The organism is Archangium sp. (assembly GCF_057119385.1).
Genome location: NZ_DBNGVP010000116.1, coordinates 21,579 through 43,218, shown reverse-complemented (window position 1 = coordinate 43,218; position 21,640 = coordinate 21,579). Strand labels below are relative to the sequence as shown.

The 21,640-nt window shown below is 68.1% G+C and carries 21 protein-coding genes; 15 read left to right on the top strand and 6 right to left on the bottom strand.

The features are described from left to right. Positions 1–46: 46 nt before the first annotated feature. Genes AC16DP_RS27740 through AC16DP_RS27730 form a run of 3 tightly spaced genes read right to left on the bottom strand, consistent with a single transcriptional unit; the run spans position 47 to position 3,169 of the window. The gene (locus tag AC16DP_RS27740; RefSeq protein ID WP_329731512.1) at positions 47–433 is read right to left on the bottom strand and encodes a hypothetical protein; all 387 of its coding nucleotides are present in this window, start codon (positions 431–433) and stop codon (positions 47–49) included. Continuing rightward, positions 430–2,646, bottom strand: a complete 2,217-nt coding sequence (locus AC16DP_RS27735) for a TonB-dependent receptor (protein ID WP_329731511.1) — start codon at positions 2,644–2,646, stop codon at positions 430–432. The genes AC16DP_RS27740 and AC16DP_RS27735 overlap by 4 nt, the downstream gene beginning before the upstream one ends. Positions 2,647–2,650: 4 nt before the next feature. Next, complete coding sequence (locus AC16DP_RS27730; RefSeq protein ID WP_329731510.1) at positions 2,651–3,169, bottom strand: PepSY domain-containing protein; 519 nt, start codon at positions 3,167–3,169, stop codon at positions 2,651–2,653. Positions 3,170–3,370: 201 nt separating this feature from the next. On the opposite strand from AC16DP_RS27730, the gene AC16DP_RS27725 reads away from it, so the two are divergent. From AC16DP_RS27725 to AC16DP_RS27715, 3 genes are all read left to right on the top strand, one after another. Then, entirely contained in the window at positions 3,371–4,090 is a 720-nt protein-coding gene (locus AC16DP_RS27725) for a tetratricopeptide repeat protein (RefSeq protein WP_329731509.1), read from the top strand. 104 nt (positions 4,091–4,194) lie between these two features. Beyond that, on the top strand, positions 4,195–4,902 hold the full coding sequence (locus tag AC16DP_RS27720) for a hypothetical protein (RefSeq protein ID WP_329731508.1): 708 nt from the start codon (positions 4,195–4,197) through the stop codon (positions 4,900–4,902). Continuing rightward, positions 4,899–5,735, top strand: coding sequence for a hypothetical protein (locus AC16DP_RS27715; RefSeq protein WP_329731507.1), 837 nt, complete (start codon positions 4,899–4,901; stop codon positions 5,733–5,735). Before AC16DP_RS27720 ends, AC16DP_RS27715 begins: the two co-directional genes overlap by 4 nt. Positions 5,736–5,768: 33 nt before the next feature. Here AC16DP_RS27715 and AC16DP_RS27710 read toward each other — a convergent pair whose 3' ends face one another. After that, the gene (locus AC16DP_RS27710; protein ID WP_329731506.1) at positions 5,769–6,065 is read right to left on the bottom strand and encodes a hypothetical protein; all 297 of its coding nucleotides are present in this window, start codon (positions 6,063–6,065) and stop codon (positions 5,769–5,771) included. A gap of 243 nt (positions 6,066–6,308) precedes the next feature. On the opposite strand from AC16DP_RS27710, the gene AC16DP_RS27705 reads away from it, so the two are divergent. The 3 genes from AC16DP_RS27705 to sitI6 (AC16DP_RS27695) are packed head-to-tail and all read left to right on the top strand — an operon-like array spanning position 6,309 to position 9,776. Further along, complete coding sequence (locus AC16DP_RS27705; RefSeq protein ID WP_329731505.1) at positions 6,309–7,139, top strand: DUF2381 family protein; 831 nt, start codon at positions 6,309–6,311, stop codon at positions 7,137–7,139. Continuing rightward, positions 7,136–8,998 carry a protein kinase domain-containing protein gene (locus AC16DP_RS27700; RefSeq protein ID WP_329731504.1) on the top strand — a complete coding sequence of 621 codons (1,863 nt, stop codon included), beginning with the start codon at positions 7,136–7,138 and terminating at the stop codon, positions 8,996–8,998. Before AC16DP_RS27705 ends, AC16DP_RS27700 begins: the two co-directional genes overlap by 4 nt. A gap of 52 nt (positions 8,999–9,050) precedes the next feature. Beyond that, positions 9,051–9,776, top strand: a complete 726-nt coding sequence (gene sitI6, locus AC16DP_RS27695) for a SitI6 family double-CXXCG motif immunity protein (RefSeq protein WP_329731503.1) — start codon at positions 9,051–9,053, stop codon at positions 9,774–9,776. A 40-nt stretch (positions 9,777–9,816) separates the two neighbouring features. Here sitI6 (AC16DP_RS27695) and AC16DP_RS27690 read toward each other — a convergent pair whose 3' ends face one another. Then, positions 9,817–13,143, bottom strand: a complete 3,327-nt coding sequence (locus AC16DP_RS27690) for an FAD-dependent oxidoreductase (protein WP_483956890.1) — start codon at positions 13,141–13,143, stop codon at positions 9,817–9,819. Positions 13,144–13,223: 80 nt separating this feature from the next. Here AC16DP_RS27690 and sitA6 point away from each other — a divergent pair, with 80 nt between their 5' ends. The 9 genes from sitA6 (at position 13,224) to AC16DP_RS27645 (ending at position 20,940) form a co-directional block, all read left to right on the top strand. Next, positions 13,224–13,940: a SitA6 family polymorphic toxin lipoprotein gene (gene sitA6 / locus AC16DP_RS27685; RefSeq protein ID WP_329731501.1), complete on the top strand. Its 717-nt coding sequence runs from the start codon at positions 13,224–13,226 to the stop codon at positions 13,938–13,940. 25 nt (positions 13,941–13,965) lie between these two features. Beyond that, positions 13,966–14,691 (top strand): SitI6 family double-CXXCG motif immunity protein, encoded by a 726-nt coding sequence (sitI6, locus tag AC16DP_RS27680; protein ID WP_483956889.1) that lies wholly within the window; start codon positions 13,966–13,968, stop codon positions 14,689–14,691. 107 nt (positions 14,692–14,798) lie between these two features. Next, positions 14,799–16,148, top strand: coding sequence for an ATP-binding protein (locus tag AC16DP_RS27675; protein WP_329731499.1), 1,350 nt, complete (start codon positions 14,799–14,801; stop codon positions 16,146–16,148). 2 nt (positions 16,149–16,150) lie between these two features. Beyond that, complete coding sequence (locus tag AC16DP_RS27670; protein WP_329731498.1) at positions 16,151–16,627, top strand: hypothetical protein; 477 nt, start codon at positions 16,151–16,153, stop codon at positions 16,625–16,627. A 4-nt stretch (positions 16,628–16,631) separates the two neighbouring features. After that, positions 16,632–17,564, top strand: coding sequence for a tetratricopeptide repeat protein (locus tag AC16DP_RS27665; protein WP_329731497.1), 933 nt, complete (start codon positions 16,632–16,634; stop codon positions 17,562–17,564). Positions 17,565–17,584: 20 nt separating this feature from the next. Beyond that, positions 17,585–18,037 carry a PaaI family thioesterase gene (locus AC16DP_RS27660; protein ID WP_329731496.1) on the top strand — a complete coding sequence of 151 codons (453 nt, stop codon included), beginning with the start codon at positions 17,585–17,587 and terminating at the stop codon, positions 18,035–18,037. A gap of 3 nt (positions 18,038–18,040) precedes the next feature. Further along, positions 18,041–18,499, top strand: a complete 459-nt coding sequence (locus AC16DP_RS27655; protein WP_329731495.1) for a PaaI family thioesterase — start codon at positions 18,041–18,043, stop codon at positions 18,497–18,499. Positions 18,500–18,677: 178 nt separating this feature from the next. Further along, positions 18,678–20,111 carry a dGTP triphosphohydrolase gene (gene dgt / locus AC16DP_RS27650; RefSeq protein ID WP_329731494.1) on the top strand — a complete coding sequence of 478 codons (1,434 nt, stop codon included), beginning with the start codon at positions 18,678–18,680 and terminating at the stop codon, positions 20,109–20,111. Further along, entirely contained in the window at positions 20,104–20,940 is an 837-nt protein-coding gene (locus AC16DP_RS27645; RefSeq protein WP_329731493.1) for a hypothetical protein, read from the top strand. Before dgt ends, AC16DP_RS27645 begins: the two co-directional genes overlap by 8 nt. A 34-nt stretch (positions 20,941–20,974) precedes the next feature. On the opposite strand, the gene AC16DP_RS27640 is transcribed toward AC16DP_RS27645, so the two are convergent. Next, the gene (locus AC16DP_RS27640) at positions 20,975–21,571 is read right to left on the bottom strand and encodes a DUF2059 domain-containing protein (protein ID WP_329731492.1); all 597 of its coding nucleotides are present in this window, start codon (positions 21,569–21,571) and stop codon (positions 20,975–20,977) included. Positions 21,572–21,640: the final 69 nt, after the last annotated feature.

The window sequence follows — 21,640 nt, the reverse complement described above, 5'->3', positions numbered from 1 at the left end:
CTTGTCCAACAGCTGGACGACTTCTGGAAGACCGCGCCCGGCAGCCTCAGGGCGTGCAGGTGCCGCCGAGCCCGTCCTCGTCCGCGCCCTTGCACGTGCCAGCGGCGCAGTCGCGGTTCTGGAAACACGCCTCACCCAGGCCGTGCTTGCGCACGCACCGGCCATAGCGCGTGTTCGGCTCGAAGTGGTTGGAGCACGTCAGCTCCGTCTGGCACTCGGCGGCCTGGGAGCACGGCTCGCCCTCGGCCTTCAACGGGTAGTCACAGATGCCCTGGGGGTTCTCCACCGGCCCGCTCCGGGGCGGCGGCGGGAAGGAACACACCAGGCCCTCGGGGCACGCGGTGGACGCATCACAGCGGTCCCCCACGCCCTCGTTGCACCCCACGGCGCCCAGCATCACGGCCCACACCAGCCAATGTCTCACGGACTTCACAGGCTTGCCTCCAGCGCGAGCGTCACCGAGCGGCCCGGCGCGTCCACACCCGAGGCGTGGAAGCGGTACGAGGCGTCCGTGAGGTTGCGCAGCTCCAGTGTCGTGGTGAACCAGCGCCAGCGGGCCCCGGCCCTCAGGTGCACCGCCGCCCACCCGGGCGTCCCCTGGCAGCCGGGCGACTCGGGGCAGATGCGGATGTCCTCGCGGTCCGCCGCGCTCAGCCGCTCCTGGTTGGCCGCCCACTGGAACACGCCCTCCACGAAGGCGAAGTGCACCGGCTCCCACGTGGCGCGCACCAGCCCGTTGAGCGGCGGGGACTTGTTGAAGGGCTCCGTCCGGGCCGGCGCCGCGGGCTCGAGCGGATCCAACCGCTTCTGCGAGGAGAACACCCACGCGGCCTGCGCCAGCAACGTCAGCGAGGCCACCGGCCGCACCTGCCCGGAGAGCTCCACCGCGTGCACCTGCGCGTTGTCCGCGTTCGTCCGCGCCAGGTACGCCAGCCCGTCCGGCGTGTGCGTCTCGCCATTGAACACGGTGGGCACCGCCGTCACCAGGTTGTCGATGAACGTATAGGCATACACGGCCTGCACCCGCGCCAGGTTGCCGCGCTGGAAGCGCCCGCCCACCTCGCCCGTGTAGGAGAACTCGGGGACCAGGTCGCGCGCGGGCAGCACGAAGCCCGGGCCCTCGGCGCCCAGACGCAGGTAGTCATCCACGTTGGGCGCGCGGAACCCCGTGGCCAGGTTGGCGAAGAGCGTCGTGTCGCCGCTGACGCGCTGCTGGAAGCCCAGCTCGCCCGCCGCGCCCAGCGCCAGCGCATCCGTGGCCGGCAGCACCGGGCTGCCCGGGAACTGCAAGGCCAGACGGTCATCCGCGGGCAGGTGCGTGCGATTGAGCTGCGCCCGCGCGCCCACGTGGCCCGTCGCGCTCGCCCCCAGGTCCATCTGCAACAGGCCGAAGAGGCCCGTGGCCAGCGCGGTGGGCGAGCCCGGGTAGCGCGCCAGCTCCGGCCGCGGCTCGAAGGCCCCCGGCACGAGGATGGCGCCCCGCGTGGCCGCCCCCGTCACCTTGTCATGGAAGACATCCGCCCCCACGCGCAGGCTCGCGTTGTTCCACGAGAGCCCCCGCTCGCCCTCGGCGCGCAGGCCGAGCGTCCACACGTTCGCGTCCTCGCGCTCGATGCGGTCGCGGGCGATGCGGAAGCGGTCCGTGCGCTCGCCCTGGCGCAGCGCGCTCGCGTCCACGCGCACCCGGTGGAAGGGCCCCGCGCCACTCAGGGTGAGCTGGCCGTGCAGGAAGTCGCGCTCCTGGAGGGAGAAGACGCGGAAGTCGCCGGGCAGCGAGCGGTCCGTGCGCGGCGCGTCGCTCTGGCGCGCGGCCTGGTACTGCACCTGGAGGATGGCACCGGGAGACAACCGCTGGCGCGCCTTCACCGCCGCGTCGTACTCGGTGTAGCCCGTGTAGCGCTGCACGCTGATGTCCGCGCCGCCACGCAAGTCATTGAAGTCCCGCCCCGTCACCACGCCGAGCGCCGCCGTGTTCGGCAATTCCACGCCCAGGCGCAGGCTGCCCTGGAGGCTCATGTCCGCGCTGCCCGCCTGGGCCCGGAAGCTGGCGGGCAAGCGCGTCTGGCCCTCGGAGGAGAAGCGCGGCGTGAGGGTGAGCACGTTGACGACGCCGCCGATGGCGTCCGAGCCGTAGAGCACCGAGGACGGGCCGCGGACGATCTCCAGCCGGTCCACGAGGAAGGGGTCCACCGTGTTGAGGTACTGGTTGGGACCCGCGCGCGTGACGGCGTTGTTGAGGCGCACACCGTCCACGAGGACGAGCACCTGGTGGCCGAGCAGACCGCGGATGATGGGGTGGCCACCGGCGTGGTTGGTGCGCTGGAGGAAGACGCCCTCCTCCTCGAGGAGCGCCTCGGGGGTGGAGCGCGCGGGACGGCGGGAGAGCTCCTCGGACGTCACCTCCGAGCCCACGCGCGAGGCGGGCATGAGCGGCTTGGGGAGGCGGGTGGACGTCACCAGCGTCTCACCGGCGGTGTCCTCGGAGACGTCCGGGGACACGGCCTGGGCTTCCGGAGGGGGCGAGGCCTCGGCGGGAGGAGGAGCGGAGGAGGGCTGCTCCTGCGCCCCCGCGGGGAGGGCGTGGCACAGCAGGGAGAGGGAGCACGACCAGAGGAGCGCGCGCCGGACGCGAGGAGGTTGAGGCATGGTGTCAGGTGTCACGAGAAGGAGTGGAGCGGCGGACCCGCTTCGGGCCCCACCAGAGCCAGAGTCCCGAGACGGAGAGTACCAACAGTCCGAGTCCCAGCAGGGTACTCATCGTGGCGCGGAAGGCCTCGCCGAGGAGGGAGCCGTCATGGAGGGTCTCGATGAAGTCCGAGGCGCGGCGATCCACCGAGAGGACGCGGGCGGTGGTGAGGTCCACCTGCACCTCCCAGAAGCCCTCGCGGAAGAGGACCTTGGCCACGCCCTTGGAGGGGCGCACGTCGAGCCGGTCGATGGGACCGGGAGCCGCGCCCAGGTGGTTGCGCAGTCCCGCCTCCGCGGCCGAGGAGAGGAGGTGGAGCGGTTGCCAGTCGCGGGCCTCGAGCGAGACGCCGTGCCGCACGGGCGGTTGGAGCACGGCGACGTACTTCTTCCAGCCCAGGAGGAGGCCTGTCAGGCTGCTGAGGAGGATGAGGAGCGTGAGCGGAACGCCCACCCAGCGGTGCACCGGGCGCAGCCGGCGCAACCAGACCACGGTACGAGAGGGGCCCGGACGGGGAGCGGGTGCCTCACCTTCCGAGGCTTTTCGGGTGACGCGAGCGGGCGACGGCATGGGGGGCGCGGAGAGAGGAAGAGCGCACGGCCCTGGCCTCGACCTGAGCGTGGGACTATAGCGAATCGGGTGGGGGCGACAACGGCGGCGCCTCGCCCCCCGGGAGTGGAGACGATGACGGAGCGCAACGGGCGCGAGGCGTGGCCGCCGGAGCTCACCGAGCTGCTGCGCAAGGTGGACAAGCTGCGGCGCAGCGGGCGCTACACGGAGGCGCTCTCGCGCATGCGCCAGCTCACGGAGACGTACCCGCGGCAGGCGCGCGTGCTGCTGGAGATGGGGATGACGCTCGGCATCTGGGGGAGTGCGCCCGCGGAGGCACTGCCCTGGTACGAGCGCGTGCTGGAGATGGCACCCGGCCATGCCTCGGCGCACCTGCACCGTGCGCTGGCGCTGGCGGCGCTGGGCCGGCATGCGGAGGCCGTGGCCGACTTCGATGCACTGGAGGCCGTGGGCTTCCGCAAGGCGCTCGTGCTCCACATGAAGCGCGCCGAGTCGCTGGAGGTGCTTGGCCGGCACGCGGAGGCGGAGAGGGATTGGACGCTGGCGCTCGCGGAGGACCCGGACAATCCGTGGCTGCTGCACCAGCGGGCCTCGGCGCGCACGAGGCTGGGCCGGCTGGAGGCGGCGGTGAAGGACATCACGGACGCGCTCGCCGCCCAGAAGGGCGAGCCGGTGGACGCGGAGCTGCTGCGTGACCGGGGCGTGCTGCGTATGAGATTGGGGGATACGGCCGGGGCCCGCGCGGACTTCGAGGCGGGGCTGGCGGCGCTGCGCGAGGGAGATCCACCCGGGCTCGCGGAGGACCTGCGGCACAGGCGCCAGGAGATGGGCTGACGCTGAGTCGCGCTCTCCAAGACTCGAAGTGCGAGCCGCTCTATCCGCTTGCTTCCCGGCGAAACCACACGCTACATGCGCATCCCCTCGCCGGGTATCGAGAGATGCCTGGAGCATCCCTCGGAGAGCTCGCCATTCCCACCAGAACGCTCGCCCAGCGACTCGTGGCGTCGCTCCTCAGTCTTCTGCTCGTTTCCTGTAGTGCCACACGGCCCATCACCCAGGAACCCACCAGCCCACTTGATCTGGGCAAGTACGTGCTCGTCATCCAGGAAATGCCGGATGGACAGGTGACGCATGAGTGGAGACCACTCGAGAACTTCGATCTGACGAAGTTCCCATCCACCGCCAGCGCGAGGAGCGCCTATCGAGGCCTCGTGCGTGTCTCCTCGGAAGGGCTGGAAGCGTATTGCGAAGGCCGGAGAGAGCAGTGCGAGCAGGACTGCCTCGCGAGCAACAGGCCGGTCCAGGTCGGCCACTGGAGATATGAAAACACCAAGGAACGGCCCTGGCGTGATGCCAAATGGCGGTGGTGTCCAGAGCACTGCATGAAACAGGCGGACCTGTGCAAGAGGAAGCGAGGCAACTGGGCCGAAGAACATGCGGCGGAGTTCAATGCGATAGAGCCCGCGGTGGATTGGATCAAGACCCACCGGGATGAACTTCTCGCCGGCACCCTCATCGTCATCGCGGGAGTCGCCTTCGTTGTCGCATCAGGCGGGGGCTTACTGCTCCTGATGCCACTCGTGTATGTCGCGGAGAGTTCCCCTGGGTTGCGCGAGGCCCCTCCCATCTCGGAGATGACCCGGTGAGAATCCATGAAACACTGGCAAGAGCAGCGCGCCTTGCCTCATCCCAGCGCCAGGCAGCGGAGCTCGCCGGCAGGGAAGAAGAACAACGGCTCTGGATTCAGGTGAAGGCGTACAGGGACTTCCTTGCTTCCACAGGTCAGGTCTACCTGTTCGAGGACTACCTCGAGGGAGTCGCTCCCACGCTACGTCCCCAGGTGAGTACCGCCATCGAGGCGCGCCCGGATTCGACCTCGCGACAGGTCATGACGCTTCTGCTGAAGACGTTTGATGAGACGTCCGAGAAGCAGTACGCGAGTGTCCTCATCCACCTGGTCAACTTCATCGCCGCCACCGGACAACTCGAGGCTTGCGAGGACTACATACTCCACCGCCTCGAATACGCTCCGCTCGCCATCGCCCATTTCCCGACGCACGCCGAGGCGGAGGCCTGGCTGAATGGACTCGCGCAGCCCCCCAGTCCGGCGGACATCCTCATCGGGGATGAGTACCATCTGGCCTGGTACTCTCGCGAAGACAACGCTCGCGGCCTGGAACGCGACTCCGTCATCGAGCCTTACATCGAAGAGCTCGTGGCGCGGGGAATACCGCCCACGGCGCCATCCTTCGCAACCCGCGCGGAAGCAGAAGGCTGGCTGAACAATCACCCCGCCACTCCCTTCGAGTTCGTCTCCATCGCCGGGGAGTACTACTTCGCGGTGCACCACAAGAGGCTGAAGCGTCACACGCTCCATCCCGTGGCCTCCTCGCTGGCGGAGTGGGAAGAGAAGAAGAGGGCCACCGAACGAGCGGAGGTCCAGGACCTGGCGGCGAAGCCACAAGGAAACGACGCATAGTCCCCTTCCTGGAGCACTCCCCGGGGCCGCTCCTCAGCGGATGTTCTGGATCGAGTTCTTCGCCGTCTCGTGCCGCGTCTTCAGGATGTTGGAGACCAGGGACGTCGTGCTCCGGGAGAGCTCGTACTGGAGGCGCAGCAGCGAGCGCATCTCCTGCGCGGTCTGCTGGATGATCTCCGCCCCGGTCGGTCCTGCTTCCGGGACGGACGAGCGCCCGCCCGCCACGGGCGCCAGACGCGCCTGGAACGAGGTCGAGCCAACCCCCCGGGCTCCCGTGCCCTGGGACGGGTCCTGGACGTTCATGCGGCCCACCTGCGTGCTGACCCTCATGCGCACCTCCCGAGCCTTTTCGTGCTCTGGAATCATCGGAAGGCGGGACCATGAGGATGTTGAGATAATCTGGGAGGATTCATTCGGTTTTTCCGATGGTTCCAGCGGTCGAGCACTCCGGCCGCGTGCCCGCCCCGGACGTCCTCGCGAGTCACCTCCCTCGGGGTGACGGCGGAGGTGGTTTCGTGCTTGCTCCCGGCAACGGGCCGCTCCTAGCGTGCACGCCTGCTCGTCGAGGCTCGCGTGCGCTCCGGTTCCTGGCTCCTCCTCCTGCTCCTCCTGGTGTCCGCCCCAGTCGCCGCCCGGCAACCGGCCGGTGGGCCCTCGCTCCGCGCGCGTACGCTCGTGGCCCCTGCGCGACCTGGCGAGGTACCGCCCCTGGCGCTGCACGTGGCGGCCGGCGTGCCCACGCTCCTCCAGCTCGAAGCGCCGCTGCCGCCCTCCACCCCACGCCTCCCGGTGGGCGAGGCCCGCATCCGGCTCGTCCCGTTGAGTCCCGGCTCGTGGCTGCTTCTCCCCTCCACCTCCCTGGCCGAGGGCGAACAGGTGCCACTCACCCTCGAGGCCGGAGCCGGCATCGAGCCCCTCCGCTTCACGCTCGTCACCCGGCGCGAGGAAACGGACGTGCGGGTGCGTGTGGTCCGCGCCGAGCCCTCCACCGAGGAGGACGCCGCCCAGGACCTGGCGCGCCAACTGCTCACCACACCGCCGTCCCGAGTGGCACTCGCCCGGCCTCGCCAGGTAGCGCGCGACCCGGGGCCCACCCGGGCGCGGGTGGACTCCGTGTTGTGGACGGGCCGGCGCTTCTTCGCCACCATTTCTGTAAGGAATGGCCGGGAAGGCGCTGCACCGTGGCGGTTGGTGCAGGTGCGGCTACGGGCCAGCCTCGCGGACGGCTCTCTCCTGGAGTGGCCCGCCGGCCTCGCCTCTGGAGCGCAGGACAGGAAGGCACTGCGTCACATCTTCACCAGCGTGCTTCCCGAGGGTGCCTCGCACCTGGAGGTGGCGTTGGACGGAGAGGACGCACCGGGCAGATTCCGCCCGCTTCCAGAGGAAGGGGACCCACAGCCATGAGGAAACCGCGTCGCCCGGACCAGCTGCGCGCGGGCCACCGCGTGCGCGACTTCCGTGTCATCCGCCGGTTGGGGGTGGGTGGCTTCGCCTTCGTCTTCCTGATGGAGCGCGGAGGCCAGCGCTACACCTTGAAGATGGCGATCCGGCCCGCTTCGGAGAAGGATCCGGACCGGGTGGACGCCTGGATGCGCCGCGAGGTGAGCTCGCTGGAGTACGTGCACCATCCCCACCTGCTGCCCGTGCTGGAGTGGGGCCGATGGCCCGAGCTGAAGACAGGCCATGGCTATTTCGTCACCCCCTACATCCCCGGAAGCACCTTCCATGTCTGGCGCTGGTGCGAACGCGCCACGCTGGACCGGGCGGTGGGCGTGCTGTGCGAGCAATTGAAGACGCTGGAGGCCCTGCACGAAGAAGGAATCGTCCATCGAGACGTGAAGGCGGACAACCTGCTGGTGCGCAAGGAGGACGACACACCGTTCCTCATCGACTTCGGCACGGCGCACCTGCCCTGGGCTCGTGTACTGACGGAAGGACTCGCCCCGGGAACGCTCTACTGCCAGCCGCCCGAGGCCATCCTCTTCCTGGCGTCCCTGCTGTCCGAAAACCCTCCGCCCCCGGGCTCACGGCTGGAGGCCCGGCCCGCCGCGGACCTGTATGCCTTTGGCGTGCTCCTCTACGAGACCCTCACCAACTGCCGCCCCTTCAGCACCCGGTTGCCTCTGGACGAGCTGTTGCCCGCCATCGCCACCCTGCCTCCCGTGGGGCCCGGGCAGCTCGCGCCCGGCATGCCCGCCTCCCTGCAAGCGCTGGCCCTGCGGCTGCTGGCGAAGGACCCCGGGCAGCGCCCCCCGAGCGCCCGCGCCGTACGTGAGGAGTTGGAGCGGCTGCGCGAACAGGAAGGACACACCGCCGCATGGCAGTCTCCGTCGAAACGGCCCTCGGAGTGCGCGTGGGTGCGGGAACGATTTCCGGACGTGGACATGTTGGAGGAAGCGCTCGAGCCGGAGTCCTCGCCCGAGCTCCGCTCCGCCGAGCGCACGGGGAAACAGCGGGGGTGGCCTTCGCGGCTCGCCGTGCTGGCGCTCGGGTTGGGGGTGCTCGGGCTAGGGTGGGCGCTGGTCCGCGCGGCACGAGCTCCTCATCGGGAGGACGTCCCTCGCGCGGAAGCCACCGCGCCGGTTCCTCCGGCGCTCCCCGAGAAAGGAATACAGCCCGTGCACGCCTCCTCTTCCGAAATGCCTCCCACTGCATCCGGCTCGACGCCCTCGCGCCTGTGCTCGGTGCTCACCCGACTGCTGGGGGGAGTGGCCGCCGCGCAACTCGCCGGGTGCGCCACCACGCCCGTACGGCCCGACCCCGCCAGCTTCCTCGCGCGTTGTCCTCCCGAGGCCGCCGACACCCCGGTCAAGCTGGGCTTCGACTCCGAGGAGAACCCCACGTTCCTGAAGACAGGCACTCCGGCCTCGAAGGATCCCATCGAGGAGGGCGGCTCCCTCAACGTCAAGCCCGGCCCCGTCATGGCCACCATGTACGCGGCGGTGAAAGGGACGGAGGTGAAAACGAAGATCACGGGTGTGGCGATGACGACGCCCTACCGCCTCTACATCCAGTTCGACCGGATGCAGTTGCCGGACGGCACGTGGTGGCCCATCTGCGGCGTGGCGGTGGACGACTTCACGTCCTACGGGGTGCCCACATGGGCAAAGGAGCCCATTGACGGCTCGCTGGTGGACCCGGCGAAGGTGGACCGGAGCCCCGGCAGCGTAGTGCTCAACGACCCGCGCTTCGAGACGGTGCTGCAATACCCCAAGGGCCACCCGATGCCACGCCTCACCCTGGCCCCACCCGATTGGCGCTGACCTCACGGCCCGGGGCGCGCACAGCGGGGCAAAGCTCTCGAGACTCGACTGCATGAAATTCTACGAACTGGGGAGAGACCCGTCTCCCCGCTACACGGGCAACCTGAACGCCTCACATCAGTGGGCGCTGCCCGGTGTGGAGCCCTGCCCTGTCTGCGGTTTACAACCAGAGGGGGGAACAATGGCCCAGTACCCGTGCGTGGACCTGTCGGGTCTGCCGCCCGAGGACCAGGAGAAGCTGTTGGATGCCTGGCCCGTCCCGCGAGAGGAGTTCATCCGGCGACGCGAGTTGGTGCGTCCCCTGGCGCCTCCCTACGCCGTACTGGAATCAGGAGCGGCGTTCGGCCCGCTGCGGGGAAGTGGCCTGGGCTACTTCGGCCAGCTCGTCATGCAGAACCCCTGGTCCCTCTGCATGCGCCGCGAGGCCCTGGAGCAATTGCAGGGCGCGGGTGTCCGGGGCCTCACCGGCTGCCCCACCCAGGTGAGGTTCCGCACCAGACACGCCCCCGACCTGCGAGACATCCAGCTCGAACTCCACGGGCGCTTCCACCCGGACTGCCTGCCTCCCCCGAATCCGCCATGCCCCACCTGTGGCGTCGCCATGGGCCACAGTGTCCCGGATCCGTATCTGCTAGACGCCTCGTCACTCCCACAACATGTGGACATCTTCCGGCTGGCCGACGCCACCACGCTCATCATCGCCAACGAGCGCATGGTGGACGCAGTGTGCCGTCTGGAGCTGGACGGCGTCGTCTTCAAGGCGCTGGAGGTCCGCTGAGCGGGACACTGGACCGCGCCGGCCGTGATGAAACGGCTCTTCATCCATCACCCAACTCGTCGTGCAGTTCTTGGACGAGATCTGGACGATCAATGCTTTCCCAGGCCTGTCGTGCGGCGATGATGTGGCGACGACGGGCCTCAGCACTGGGAGCGATTCTGGCGAGTCGCCGATGTGTCTGCCCGATGGAGTAGGGCTCGGGAATGAGCATGTAGAGGGAAAGAGCCTGCTCGAAAAGATCTCTAGCCTCATGCGGCGAGCGCGCTAGCGCGATGTCTCCCAGACTCCTGATGCAGTTGGCCCGCCCTTGCACGTCTCCTTCCTGCTCGAAGAGCGGCAGCGCCTCCTCGTACCTCCTGCGCGCCTCCTCATGCTGCGAGCGCACCAGCGCGATGTCTCCCAGGCTCTTGATGCAGTTGGCCCGCCCGAGCACGTCTCCTACCTGCTCGTAGAGCTGCAGCGCCTCCTCGTACCTCCTGCGCGCCTCCTCATGCCGCGAGCGCCTCAGCGCGATGTCTCCCAGCCTCTTGATGCAGTTGGCCCGCCCGAGCACGTCTCCTTCCTGCTCGTAGAGCGGCAGCGCCTCCTCGTACCTCCCGCGCGCCTCCTCATGCCGCGAGCGCCTCAGCGCGATGTCTCCCAGACTCAGGATGCAGTTGTCCCGCCCTTGCTCGTCTCCTTCCTGCTCGTGGAGCGGCAGCGCCTCCTCGTACCTCCTGCGCGCCTCCTCATGCTGCGAGCGCACCAGCGCGATGTCTCCCAGGCTCTGGATGCAGTTGGCTTCACGTCCCGCCTCCCCTTTGAGCCGCGCTACCGCGCTGGCACGCTGCAATACGCGCGACGTGCCATGTCCCGAGAAACGCATGAATTCCGACAAGGCAATGGCCGCGTCCATGGCATCCGTGGCCTTCTTGCCATCCAGTTCCTCCTCAATGAGTCCTTCGATGTTCGCGAACTCGGTCATGAGGAGCATCGACGCCTCGCCGCCTCCCATGCGGCCCAGCCTCCCTCCATGTTCCCGTGACACTCCAAGGTAATGGTTGAGCACACGCTCGCGCTCCTCCGCCCCTGGAGGGCGTAAGCGCCGCACGTACTCCCGAATGGGCGCCAGCATGCGAATCCGTCCCTGCTCGAAGAAGGCAAGTCCCACCTTGGCCAGCACCTGCGCGGCGCCATGGGCCACGCCCGGCAGCAATCGCTCCAGGTCTCCCTGGGCCACACCTCCGGGCAGGAGCGCCAACAAGGACAACAGCCGCCGGGCCTCGTTCGTCATGCGGGGCCCCTTGATGGAGACCTCAAGCGACACCGAGAGGCTGGACTCCCTGTCGGAGCCCCCGGGCCTCTCGTAGAGCGCCGCGCGCTCCGTCCGCCAGAGTGCCCAGGTGTTCTCGAGTGACGCCCCTTCCGCTGCGAACGCGAGCAGCTTGATGGCGAGGGGAAGCCCCTCCTGCGCTCGGAGCAGAGACTCGAGCAGAGGCTCCTTCCGGTCGACCTTCGAGGCGATGGAGCAGAAGAGGTCGAGCGCGGACGTGTCATCGAGCCGCGTCACCTCGAGGGGAGGACGGCCGCGGGGCACATAGGGACGCTCCCCCCCTCGCACCGAGCCGACCAGCGCCAGCCCGGCAACAGCGCCCAGCTCGGCCAGCAACGCTTCCGTCCCCGAGCGGTCCTCGTGCCAGGGGGTCTCGAGATTATCGAGGACCAGCAACGCCGGAGCCGCTTGGAGCGAGTGCTTCACCGCGTCCCAGAGCCGGGGCTCCGAACCGATGCCGAGAACGGCGGCCACGGCGCTGACCACCCACTCCCGCGAGGTGGCGCCATCGAGCCGGACGAAGTAGCGCCGGTTCCCGTACCGCCGGGCCACCTCGGGGTGGTGGTACGCCTGGCGCGTGAGGGTGCTCTTTCCAATGCCCGGAGGACCGAGCACCATCGTCGGCCGGGGCTCTTCCGCCAGGACCTCCTCCACGAGCTGACGCGTCAGTTCCTCCCGGCCGAAACAGTCCCCTCGAGAGGGCGCCGCCGTCGGTGTGCTCCTGTTCACGGGCGCGGCGGGAGTGCGCGGGCGGGCACCGCTCGGAGCCTTGGCGAAGTCCTCCGCTCTGAAGAGCGGCCTCCGGGTCTGGTCCAGTTCCGCGAGCTCACGCATCCTCGCACCCGCCTTCTTCCAGATGGAATCGAAGGAGCGCTCGAGCGCCGGCTCGGGGCCATGCCTCACGATGATGTCGTCGAACTCCTCGACATGCTTCGGATGCTTGTTCTCGTCGAGGAAGGAAGCCGCGTAGGACTCCGTCTTCTCGGCGCGCTTCACGGAGAGCGTTCCCGACTCGTAGCGCACCCCGCCCAACCTCATCAGCCGTGAGGTCAGGAAACGGTTGAGGATGCTGGCTCCCGCGCTGAGCGGAAACACATCCCTGCCGTTGAGGACTGCCGTGGTGTCTCCCCGCAGGTCCTCTCGCAGGCGCTCGTCGAGTTCCTTGGGAACAGGAAGCTCCTTGTACTTCTTGAAGAAGTCCCGCTCCTGGAGCCGCTCCTGGCGGAACTCCTCCTCCAGCGTCAGCAACTCCGTTCTCACCGCTCCCAGCGACGTCTCCCCCAGGTATCTCTGGATGATGCGCTCGTGACGGAAGTCCCGGAGGCGGACGCGGAGCAGATCGATCAATCCCCCATCTCCCGTGCCCGAGATGAGGTAGCGCTTGGACGTGCCCGACGCGTGAAGGAGGCGGTCCAGGTTGTCGTCCTCCCAGTAGGACCGGGATGGAGCCCCCTCCAACGTTCTCTCCGTACCGAAGCCCACGGCCAGGATGACGGTGTCGAAATCCCCCTCATCGAAGGAGTCCGTGTTCCACGCGAGCTGGCGTGGAGTGCTGGACCCGGGGTGGATCTGGAGCCGCCGAACGCGCGTGTGGACCTCGATGCCATGGCGCTGCACCAGCGGTTGCCACTGCGCGAGGAGCCGCTCCGCCACGTTGCCCGCGAGGTCCGCCGTCCAATCGAGCACGGGAAGATTCGCCTGCGGCTCCTCCGAGCCCTCCTCGGGCCAATCGTAGAGGTGGGGGTGGAGCCAGCGTTGGCGGTTGTTGCGGAACATGGCCAGCAGGTCGCTCGCCTGTTCGAACACAGTGACCTTCGCTCCCCGGATGGCGGCCCCCGCCGCGGCCGTGAGCCCGGCCGCGCCTCCGCCGATGACCGCCAGCTTCGCGCCCTCCTTCAACCGCTCCTCGACGAAGAGCGAGTGGATGAGGTTGAGCGCGCGGACCTGCTGCGTGTAGAGGGTGATGCGCCGCTCGAAGCACCCGAGGACGTAGACTCCGGGCTCCTCGCGAACGGCCATCTGCCGAAGAATGTCGCTTTCCGTGACCCTGGCCATGCACTCTCCCCGGAGGGTGAGGTTACCAGCGCCTGATCGTCATGCCACCCCGCCGTTGTACCCCGTAGACTCGGCGCCCCATGACCCGACTCATCCAGCCCCGACCCGTGCTGCCGCTGTTGCTCTCCGCGCTTCTGCTGTTGGCCTCGTGCGCCACCTCACCCGCTTTGGGTGCCCGGGAAGGCACCGGGACTGAGGAGACCACCTCCTGCGACGACGCGGATGCCGACCAGTGCGTCGTGCTCGCCTGTGAAGAGGGCGAATGCGCCTTCTTCGACTGCGAGGACGTGGACCCGGAGGCGCTCACACAAGGACCCCTGGTGCATGGTGCGGAGCTGGCGCGATTTCCTCGCCCGGCTTTTCGTGCCCCAAGCAATCACCGCAACTGGAGACGCGCGGGGCTTCGGGAGGACGCCCGGCCCCGCATGACCTTCCACTTTCGCTACCGCCAGGGTTACATCCCTGCCTTTCCGCGGCTCGAAGGCACGCTGATCAAGCACCACCTTTTTCCCCAGGCGCAGGAACTCAGAACGTGGTTCAAGAACCGCGGCATCAACATCCACGAGTGGACGATGCTCATCCCGGAACAAGTCCACCTGCGCATCCACCGCGGTGCGAATGGCGGCCCATGGAACCAAGCCTGGCAGCAATTCATGATGGCCAATCCAGGCGACGTGTCTCGGGAGGTCCTGATCCGCAAGGCCTTCGAGCTGGCCCTCCGCTTCGACATCGCTGGTCCCATTCGGCCATATCATGCTCCGGTGCCTGCGCCCGGCCCCCAGCTCCTCGCCCCTTGACCTTGGGGGCCTGAGACTCGGACACATGAAATACTACCAACTCGAAAGAGACCCGTCGCCACGCTACACGGGCAACCTGAACGCAGCCCACAAGTGGGGGCTGCCCGGTGTGGAACGCTGTCCTGTCTGTGATTTGCAGCCAGAGCCGTATACGATGGGACAATACCCTTGTGTGGATCTGTCAGCGCTGCCCCCCGAGGACCAGGAAACGCTGGTGGACTCCTGGCCCCTCCCGCGTGAGGAGTTCATCCGGCTGCGCGAGCTGGTACGCCCCCTGGCGCCGCCCTACGCCGTGCTGACATCGGGAGCGCGCTTCGGCCCACTGCAGGGAAGTGGCCTGGGCTATTTCGGCCAGCTCGTCATGCAGAATCCCTGGTCCCTGTGCATGCGCCGTGAGGCCCTGGAGAAGTTGCAGAGCGCGGGTGTCCGGGGCCTCACCGGCTGCCCCACCCAGGTGCGGTTCCGCACCAAGCACGCCCCCGACCTGCGAGACATCCAGCTCGAACTCCACGGGCGCTTCCACCCGGCCTGCCTGCCACCACCGCATCCGCCATGCCCCACCTGTGGTGTCGCCATGGGCCACAGCGTCCCAGACCCATATCTGCTCGACGCCACCTCGCTACCGGAGTACGTGGACATCTTCCGGTTGGCCGACGCCTCCACGCTCATCATCGCCAACGAGCGTCTGGTGGACGCGGTGCGCCGCCTGGAGCTGGACGGCGTCGTCTTCAAGGCGCTGGAGGTCCGCTGAGCCGGACGCCGGGCCACACCGGCGGTGAGGGGCCGGACGCTCCGTGTACTCCCCCGTGCCTTCGCATTTGAAGGGGACCTCGGGGCTGTGAGACGTTCCCTCCCGCCATGGATGACACCACGCTCGCCTCCCTCAAGGCCGCGCTCGCCGCGAGCCCCGACAACGCGCCCCTGCGCGGACTCGTCCTCAAGGCCCACCTCGATCGCAACGAAGTCCCCCAGGCCCGCGCCATCCTCGGCGACCACGCCCCGGACCTCTTCTCCGAGCCCGACCGCCTCCACGCCGCCCGCACCCTCGTCCAGACCGGCGAGCACGAGCGCGCCCTCCTCTTCTGCGCCCACCACCCCGCCCCCGAGGCCTCCCTCCTCTCCGCCCGCGCCCTCGCCGCGCTCGGCCGCAAGGACGAGGCCCGCTCCGCCTACCAGCGCGCCATCGCCCTCAACCCCACCCTCGAGGACCGCGACCTCCTCTCCCAGCTCACCGCCTCCGTGCGCGATGTGCAGCCCTCCTCGCCCGGCGGCCCGCGTCTGCGCGTCATCTCCAACGACGACACCACCTCCAACGAGGTGGACCGTGTCCTCGCCCCTCCCCAGCCTCCCCTCACCTTCGCCGACGTGGGCGGCCTCGAGGACATCAAGAAGCAGATCCGCAAGCGCATCATCCTCCCCTTCCAGAAGCCTGGCCTCTTCGAGCGCTTCCGGAAGAAGGCCGGCGGCGGCATCCTCCTCTATGGTCCTCCCGGCTGCGGCAAGACGCTCCTGGCCCGCGCCACCGCCGGCGAGTGCGGCGCCACCTTCTACAACATCGCCATCTCCGACATCCTCGACATGTACATCGGCGAGTCGGAGCGCAAACTGCACGCCCTCTTCGAGAAGGCCCGTCAGACGACTCCCGCCGTCCTCTTCTTCGACGAGCTCGAGGCGCTCGCCGCCAAGCGCCAGTTCAGCCGTGAGGGCACCAGCTCCAAGCTCGTCAGCCAGTTCCTCGCGGAGATGGATGGCTTCGCGCAGAACAACGCCGGGGTGCTGATTCTCGGTGCCACCAACACGCCCTGGGCCATCGACCCGGCCTTCCGCCGTCCCGGCCGCTTCGACCGCGTCCTCTTCGTCCCTCCGCCGGACGCCGTGGCGCGCGAGGAGATTCTCAAGCTCCTGCTCGAGGACCGTCCCCAGGACTCCCACCTCGACCTCGGCTTCGTGGTGAAGAACACCAGCACCTTCTCCGGCGCGGACCTGTCCAACGTGGTGGAGACGGCCAGCGACGCCGCCATCGAGCGCTCGCTCGAGCAGGGCAACGAGGCGCCCATCACCTCGGCGGACCTCAAGGGCGCCCTCAAGGAGGTGAAGCCCACCGCGCTGGAGTGGCTCACCACCGCGCGCAACTACGCGCGCTACGCCAATGACGCCGGCCAGTACGACGAGGTGCTGGCCTTCCTCCAGGCCCACGGGAAGTCCTGAGCATGAGCGCCACCTACCGCATCCTGGACGAGCCTCGCCCCGGTACCCTGGGGCACCTGGTCGTCAACCCCGTGTTCCCCCTGCTGTCCCTCATGATGGGGGGCGCGTGGCTCGGGGTTCCGTGGTTCATCTTCAACGGCTTCGCCATGGGCAGCACCACGCGCCGCAAGGAGACGGCACTCGCGGTGCTGCTGGTCCCCATGACGCTGCTGCTGATCCTGCTGCTCGGCACCCTGGTGAGGCTCGAGGTGCTGACGGCGGCGTCCGCGCCCTACGCCGGGGTGGGCATCACCGTGTGGAAGCTCGCCGTGGGTTACGTGCTCTTCAACCTCCAGCAGCGCGGCTTCGCGCTGCACGAGTACTACGGCGGCGTGGTGCGCAACGGGGCGCTCGTCCTGGTGGCCAGCATCTTCCTCGGCCCGCGCGTCCTCATGGCGCTCATCGGTGGCAACCGGTTGCTGCTGACACTGCTCGGGTGATGCCATGAGTGACCTTCCCTCCTCCCAATGGCTCCACTACGCGCGGGTGCAAATCAGCCGCGGGGAGAACCGGGGCGCGCTGGAGACGCTGCGCCGCGCCCTCGCCGAGGACCCCGAGGACTCCGAGGCGCATGCCCTGTTGTCCCTGGTGCTGCTGGCCCTCAAGCGTCCGCACGCCGCCGAGCACGAGGCCGGCCTCGCCCTCTCGCTGGAGGCCTTGCTGCCCCTGGCCCACTACGCCGCGGCCTCGGTGGCCATGGCACGCCGCCGCTTCCAGGACGCCGAGCAGCACCTCACCCACCTGCTGGAGCTGGAGCCCGATGACACGCCGAACCTCCTGCTCCAGGCGCGGTTCCTCGAGCTGACGGGCAAGAAGGAGCGCAAGCGCGAGGTGCTGCAGCGGGCCCACTCCCTGAATCCCAACGACCCGGCCACGCTGGTGGCCCTGGGCTGGGACGCGCTGGAGCGCGGGGACGTGAAGCACGCCCTGCAGTGGGCCCGCGACGCGCTCTCCGCCCAGCCCGAGCTCCAGGACGGGCTGGTGCTCATGGGGCAGGTGTACCTGCGCCAGGGCCGCATCGAGGACGCGCGCGAGCACGCGCTGTGGGCCCTGCGCCAGGACGCCACCGACGAGGGCTCGCTGCGGCTGCTGGCCAGCATCAAGGCGCGCCAGAGCCGGCTGCTCGGCGTGTGGTGGCGCTATGCGATGTTCATGGGCTCGCTGGGCGACGGCAAGAGCACGCTCGTGCTGCTCGGCGCCTACGTGGCCTACCGCTTCGCCACCCTGGCCGCGGAGGACCTGGGCCAGCCCGGGCTGGCCGGCATCATCCAGCTCGTCTGGCTGGGGCTCGCCCTGTACACGTGGGTGGGCCCCGCCCTCTTCCAGCGCATGGTGCGCCAGGAGTTGGACTCGGTGCGGTTGGATCCCCGCTTCTGAGCCTGCTATCCACCTTCCGCATGGCGAGCGACGACACGTTCCCCGATGACCGGCGGCAGATGATGGAGCTCATCAACGGCTTCCTCCGCGACTCCGTCCCGCACAACCACGAGCTGGGGCTGAGCGTGGTGGACCTCGGGGTGTCGGAGGCCACCATGCGGCTGCCCTACGCGGAGAAGCTGGTGGGCAACCCCGAGACGGGCGTGCTGCACGGCGGCGCGGTGACGACGCTCATCGACGCCACGTGTGGCCTCTCCGTCTTCATGAAGATGGCGCGCATGGCGCGCATCGCCACGTTGGACCTGCGAATCGACTACCTGCACCCGGCCACGCCCGGCAAGGATCTGCTGGCCCGCGCCGAGTGCTACAAGCTCACGCGCGCGGTGGCCTTCGTGCGAGCGCTCGCGCACCATGGAGACGCGTCCAACCCGGTGGCCTCGGCGCAGGGCACCTTCATCATCGTGGAGGACTGAGCCATGGACAGCACGCCCCCGGGCCCCTCGCCCCGCATCGCCAACATCCTGCGCCAGGTGCGCCTCACGGGTGAGTACCCCCTGCTCGCCGAGGTCATCCCCTACACGCGCTTCCTCGGCATCGGCGTGGAGAACACCACCGGCGAGGTGCTGTGCCGCATGCGCTACGCCCCCATGCTCATCGGCAACAGCTCCATCCCCGCGCTGCACGGTGGCACGCTCGGCGGCCTGCTCGAGTCCGCCGCCATCTTCGAGCTGCTGCTCCGCACCCAGACGGACCGCGTGCCCAAAATCATCAGCATCACCGTGGACTTCCTGCGCTCGGGCCGGCCCCAGGACACGCTGGCCAAGGCCACCCTCACCCGGCTCGGCCGGCGCGTGGCCAACCTGCAGGTGCAGGCCTGGCAGGAGGACCGCTCCCGCCCCATCGCCAGCGCCAATGCCCTGTTCCTGTTGTCGTGAGGGCCACAGAAGTCCCGATCATGGACGACATCTCCAGCGGCATGCCATCTGCATGACGACTCCCGTCGCCAGGAAGGGGCTTCTGACGGAGGTGGACTCTATGATGCGCCTCCCCTTCCCGAAGCCATAGGGTGGCGTCGAGTTGTTGCTCAAGAACGAAGAAGCGAGGTATCGGGGCATGGCTCTCGATTGGAACAAGCTGCTGTGTACGAAGCGCATCCGGGAACTCCGAGGGGGCCGGGCATCGACGCGTGCAGCCCAGGATGTCCGCACCGAGTTCGACCGCGACTACGACCGGACCGTCTTCTCCACACCGCTGCGGCGTCTCCAGGACAAGACCCAGGTCTTTCCGTTGGAACCCAACGACGCCGTGCGGACGCGGCTCACCCACTCCCTCGAGGTCTCCACACTCACCCGCGGTGTCGTCCGAGCCGTCGTTCAACGGCTTGTCGACAGAAAGCTCATCTCTCAGGACCAGGCCTTCGGCATCGAAGCCATTGCCGCCACCTGTGGGTTGCTCCACGACATCGGAAACCCTCCATTCGGACACGCGGGAGAGCGAGCGATCAGCAGCTGGTTCAAGAAGAAGCTCAAGCAGGAGCCGGCCTTCTTCAAAGCGCTCGACGAGCACCCCCAGGCGGCCCAGCTTCGCGGTGACTTCCTGGAGTTCGAGGGCAATGCTCAAACTTTGCGGATCGTCTCCAAGCTCCAACTGCTCGCGGACCGACACGGGCTCAATCTGACCGTTGGCACCCTCTCGGCGGCCATGAAGTACACGGCTGCATCCCATGAAATGAGCAAGGTGCCCCACGAGAAGGAAAAGCCCGGCCATTTCGCTTCCGAGCAGGACGTCGTCGATATCATTCGCGAGCAGACAGGAACGGGCACCGCACGCAATCCCATCGCCTATCTGGTCGAAGCCTGTGACGATACCATCTATGCCACGGTAGACATCGAAGACGGCATCAAGAAAGGTGTCATCAGTTGGCAGGCGCTTGAGCAGGCATTGAAAGCAGAATCCAGCTCCTCGGAGACAAGAGCCCTCATCGAGAAACACCTGAAAGACGCATCCGACTATATCCAAGGAGAACCCGGTCTGGAGCTCAGCGGGAAGGCGCTCGACGAGGCGCGAGCCCAGCTGTTCAGGACGGTCGTCATCGCCACGACCAAGGAAGCCGTGATTCAGTCCTTCGACGCGAACTACGATGCCATCATGAGTGGCAGCTATCCTGGAGAACTCATCTCGGACAGCGCGGCGAAGGGGCTCATTGATGCATGCAAGGAGGTCGGGCGCCGCCACATCTACCGCGCGGACCAGACCCTCCGGTTGGAAGTCCTGGGCCGTCGGGTCATACACGACCTGATGGACATTTTCTGGGAAGGGGCCTCGAGCTTCGGCCATCCCCCACCCGATCCTCAAAAATTCGCCAGGAAGTTCGAGGGAAAAATCTACAACCTTCTCTCGCACAACTACCGTGCCGTTTTCGAAAACGTGCTCAAGTCCTCGAAGCTCCCTATCCGGTATCACCAGTTCCAGTTGGTAACGGACTACGTGTGCGGCATGACGGACACGTTCGCCTGCAAGCTCCACGCAGAGATCACCAATGGATAGCGCGGAGAACCGACAGCTCGAGGCCCTCCTTCGCCGGAGGCTGAGTTCATTCATCCATCGGGCCTCCCCGTGGCGCCCAGCCCTTCGTGCCTTGCTGGAAACATCCCAAGGGCAGAACTGGACGGTCTTCGTCTTCGGCGGAACGCTGAGGGATCTGCTCGCGCTCTCCCCCACCACCATCCCACGAGATCTAGATCTCGTCGTCGCGGGTACGACAACAGAGGCGCTGAAGTCCGCCTTCGGACAGAAAGTGGTGCGGGTCAACCGATTCGGTGGTCTCCACCTGCTCATCCAAAAGCTGCCAGTCGATATCTGGACGCTGGACTCGACCTGGGCCTTCCGCGAAGGGCTGGTCCATGGGTGTGACTTCGCGGACCTCCCGCGGACGACGTTCCTGAACGTCGAAGCCATCACCGCTGAATTCCAGGCACAACCAGGCCGACCCCGCACGGTGTACTCGCAGGGATTCTTCCGTGGCATTCAAGAGCGGCAGGTAGAGATCAACCTGGAGGACAATCCCTTTCCCGCCCTCTGCGTCATCAGGGCGCTCCTGACGGCCAAGCGGCTTCATTTTTCACTAGGCCCCCGATTGGTGCGGTTCATCCTCCACCATGCGAGCCGGATTCCGTTCGAGGAGCTCGAGGCCGTCCAGAGGTCGCACTACGGTCGTGTTCGGCTCGACCGCCATGAATTGCACCTGCTCTCCAACTTGATACGAGAGCAGGCGGGGAGCATGAAGGTCCATCCCATCGCGTTGCCACGCGAGCGACAACTCGACCTGCGCTCACGGTGGAGCGAAGCCGCAACATCTGACGAGGTCTACGGGTAGAAACATCAGTGAAGCAGGTATCGGGCCCAACAGCCTACAACTCCTGACCCGCGTGGCTCGCGGGCCGGGCCTCCTCCTCCGCGAGCGCCCGCAGCGCCTTCTCCGCGAGCCGTACACCCCACTCCTCGCCCACCTCCTTCGCCTCCTGCAGCACCCGGGGCTGGGCCGCGAGGAAGCGCTTGCCGGCGGGGGACTCGTGGAAGGAGATGGCCGCGTCCAGGTCCTCCTCGGAGAAGTGCTTCATGTACACCGGCACCAGCAGGTCCACGATGGACTCCTCCCGGGCCACCTCGCGGAACTTCTCCAGGAAGCCCGGCGGGAGGCTCGCGGACTGGGAGAAGTGGCTCGTCATCATCTCCAGCATCTGCTGGCCGGTGTCCTCGGCCCCGGTGAGCGCCATCAGCCGGCGCACCTTCCGCTGCTTGCGCCGCGTGGCCTGCTCCTCGGGGCCGAACATCTGGTCCACCAGCGCCCGGGCCTCCGCGGTGTTGGTGTCCACGGGCGTGGCCTCGGCGCGAGGCGCCGGCTCCGGAGTCCCGGCCGCGGGGCCGGTGCTCGAGTGCGCGCAGCCCACCGCGAGGACCGCGAGGAGACACCACCGCCAGGACGCCAGGGGATTGATGGAGCGCAACGCGCAGCCCTCCGCGACGAGTGGACTCCCACGATAGTCCCCCCGCCCACGCGCCCGTAAAGGGGGGGC

Excerpts from the sequence above, each read along its gene's own strand:
- sitI6 (WP_483956889.1), top strand. The coding sequence starts at position 13,966 with ATGAAATACTACCAACTCGAAAGAGACCCGTCGCCACGCTACACGGGC.
- AC16DP_RS27690 (WP_483956890.1), bottom strand. The coding sequence starts at position 13,143 with ATGGCCAGGGTCACGGAAAGCGACATTCTTCGGCAGATGGCCGTTCGC.
- AC16DP_RS27700 (WP_329731504.1), top strand. The coding sequence starts at position 7,136 with ATGAGGAAACCGCGTCGCCCGGACCAGCTGCGCGCGGGCCACCGCGTG.
- AC16DP_RS27735 (WP_329731511.1), bottom strand. The coding sequence starts at position 2,646 with ATGCCTCAACCTCCTCGCGTCCGGCGCGCGCTCCTCTGGTCGTGCTCC.
- AC16DP_RS27720 (WP_329731508.1), top strand. The coding sequence starts at position 4,195 with ATGCCTGGAGCATCCCTCGGAGAGCTCGCCATTCCCACCAGAACGCTC.
- AC16DP_RS27710 (WP_329731506.1), bottom strand. The coding sequence starts at position 6,065 with ATGAGGGTCAGCACGCAGGTGGGCCGCATGAACGTCCAGGACCCGTCC.
- AC16DP_RS27645 (WP_329731493.1), top strand. The coding sequence starts at position 20,104 with ATGGATAGCGCGGAGAACCGACAGCTCGAGGCCCTCCTTCGCCGGAGG.
- dgt (WP_329731494.1), top strand. The coding sequence starts at position 18,678 with ATGGCTCTCGATTGGAACAAGCTGCTGTGTACGAAGCGCATCCGGGAA.
- sitI6 (WP_329731503.1), top strand. The coding sequence starts at position 9,051 with ATGAAATTCTACGAACTGGGGAGAGACCCGTCTCCCCGCTACACGGGC.
- sitA6 (WP_329731501.1), top strand. The coding sequence starts at position 13,224 with ATGACCCGACTCATCCAGCCCCGACCCGTGCTGCCGCTGTTGCTCTCC.
- AC16DP_RS27655 (WP_329731495.1), top strand. The coding sequence starts at position 18,041 with ATGGACAGCACGCCCCCGGGCCCCTCGCCCCGCATCGCCAACATCCTG.
- AC16DP_RS27665 (WP_329731497.1), top strand. The coding sequence starts at position 16,632 with ATGAGTGACCTTCCCTCCTCCCAATGGCTCCACTACGCGCGGGTGCAA.
- AC16DP_RS27675 (WP_329731499.1), top strand. The coding sequence starts at position 14,799 with ATGGATGACACCACGCTCGCCTCCCTCAAGGCCGCGCTCGCCGCGAGC.
- AC16DP_RS27670 (WP_329731498.1), top strand. The coding sequence starts at position 16,151 with ATGAGCGCCACCTACCGCATCCTGGACGAGCCTCGCCCCGGTACCCTG.
- AC16DP_RS27660 (WP_329731496.1), top strand. The coding sequence starts at position 17,585 with ATGGCGAGCGACGACACGTTCCCCGATGACCGGCGGCAGATGATGGAG.
- AC16DP_RS27725 (WP_329731509.1), top strand. The coding sequence starts at position 3,371 with ATGACGGAGCGCAACGGGCGCGAGGCGTGGCCGCCGGAGCTCACCGAG.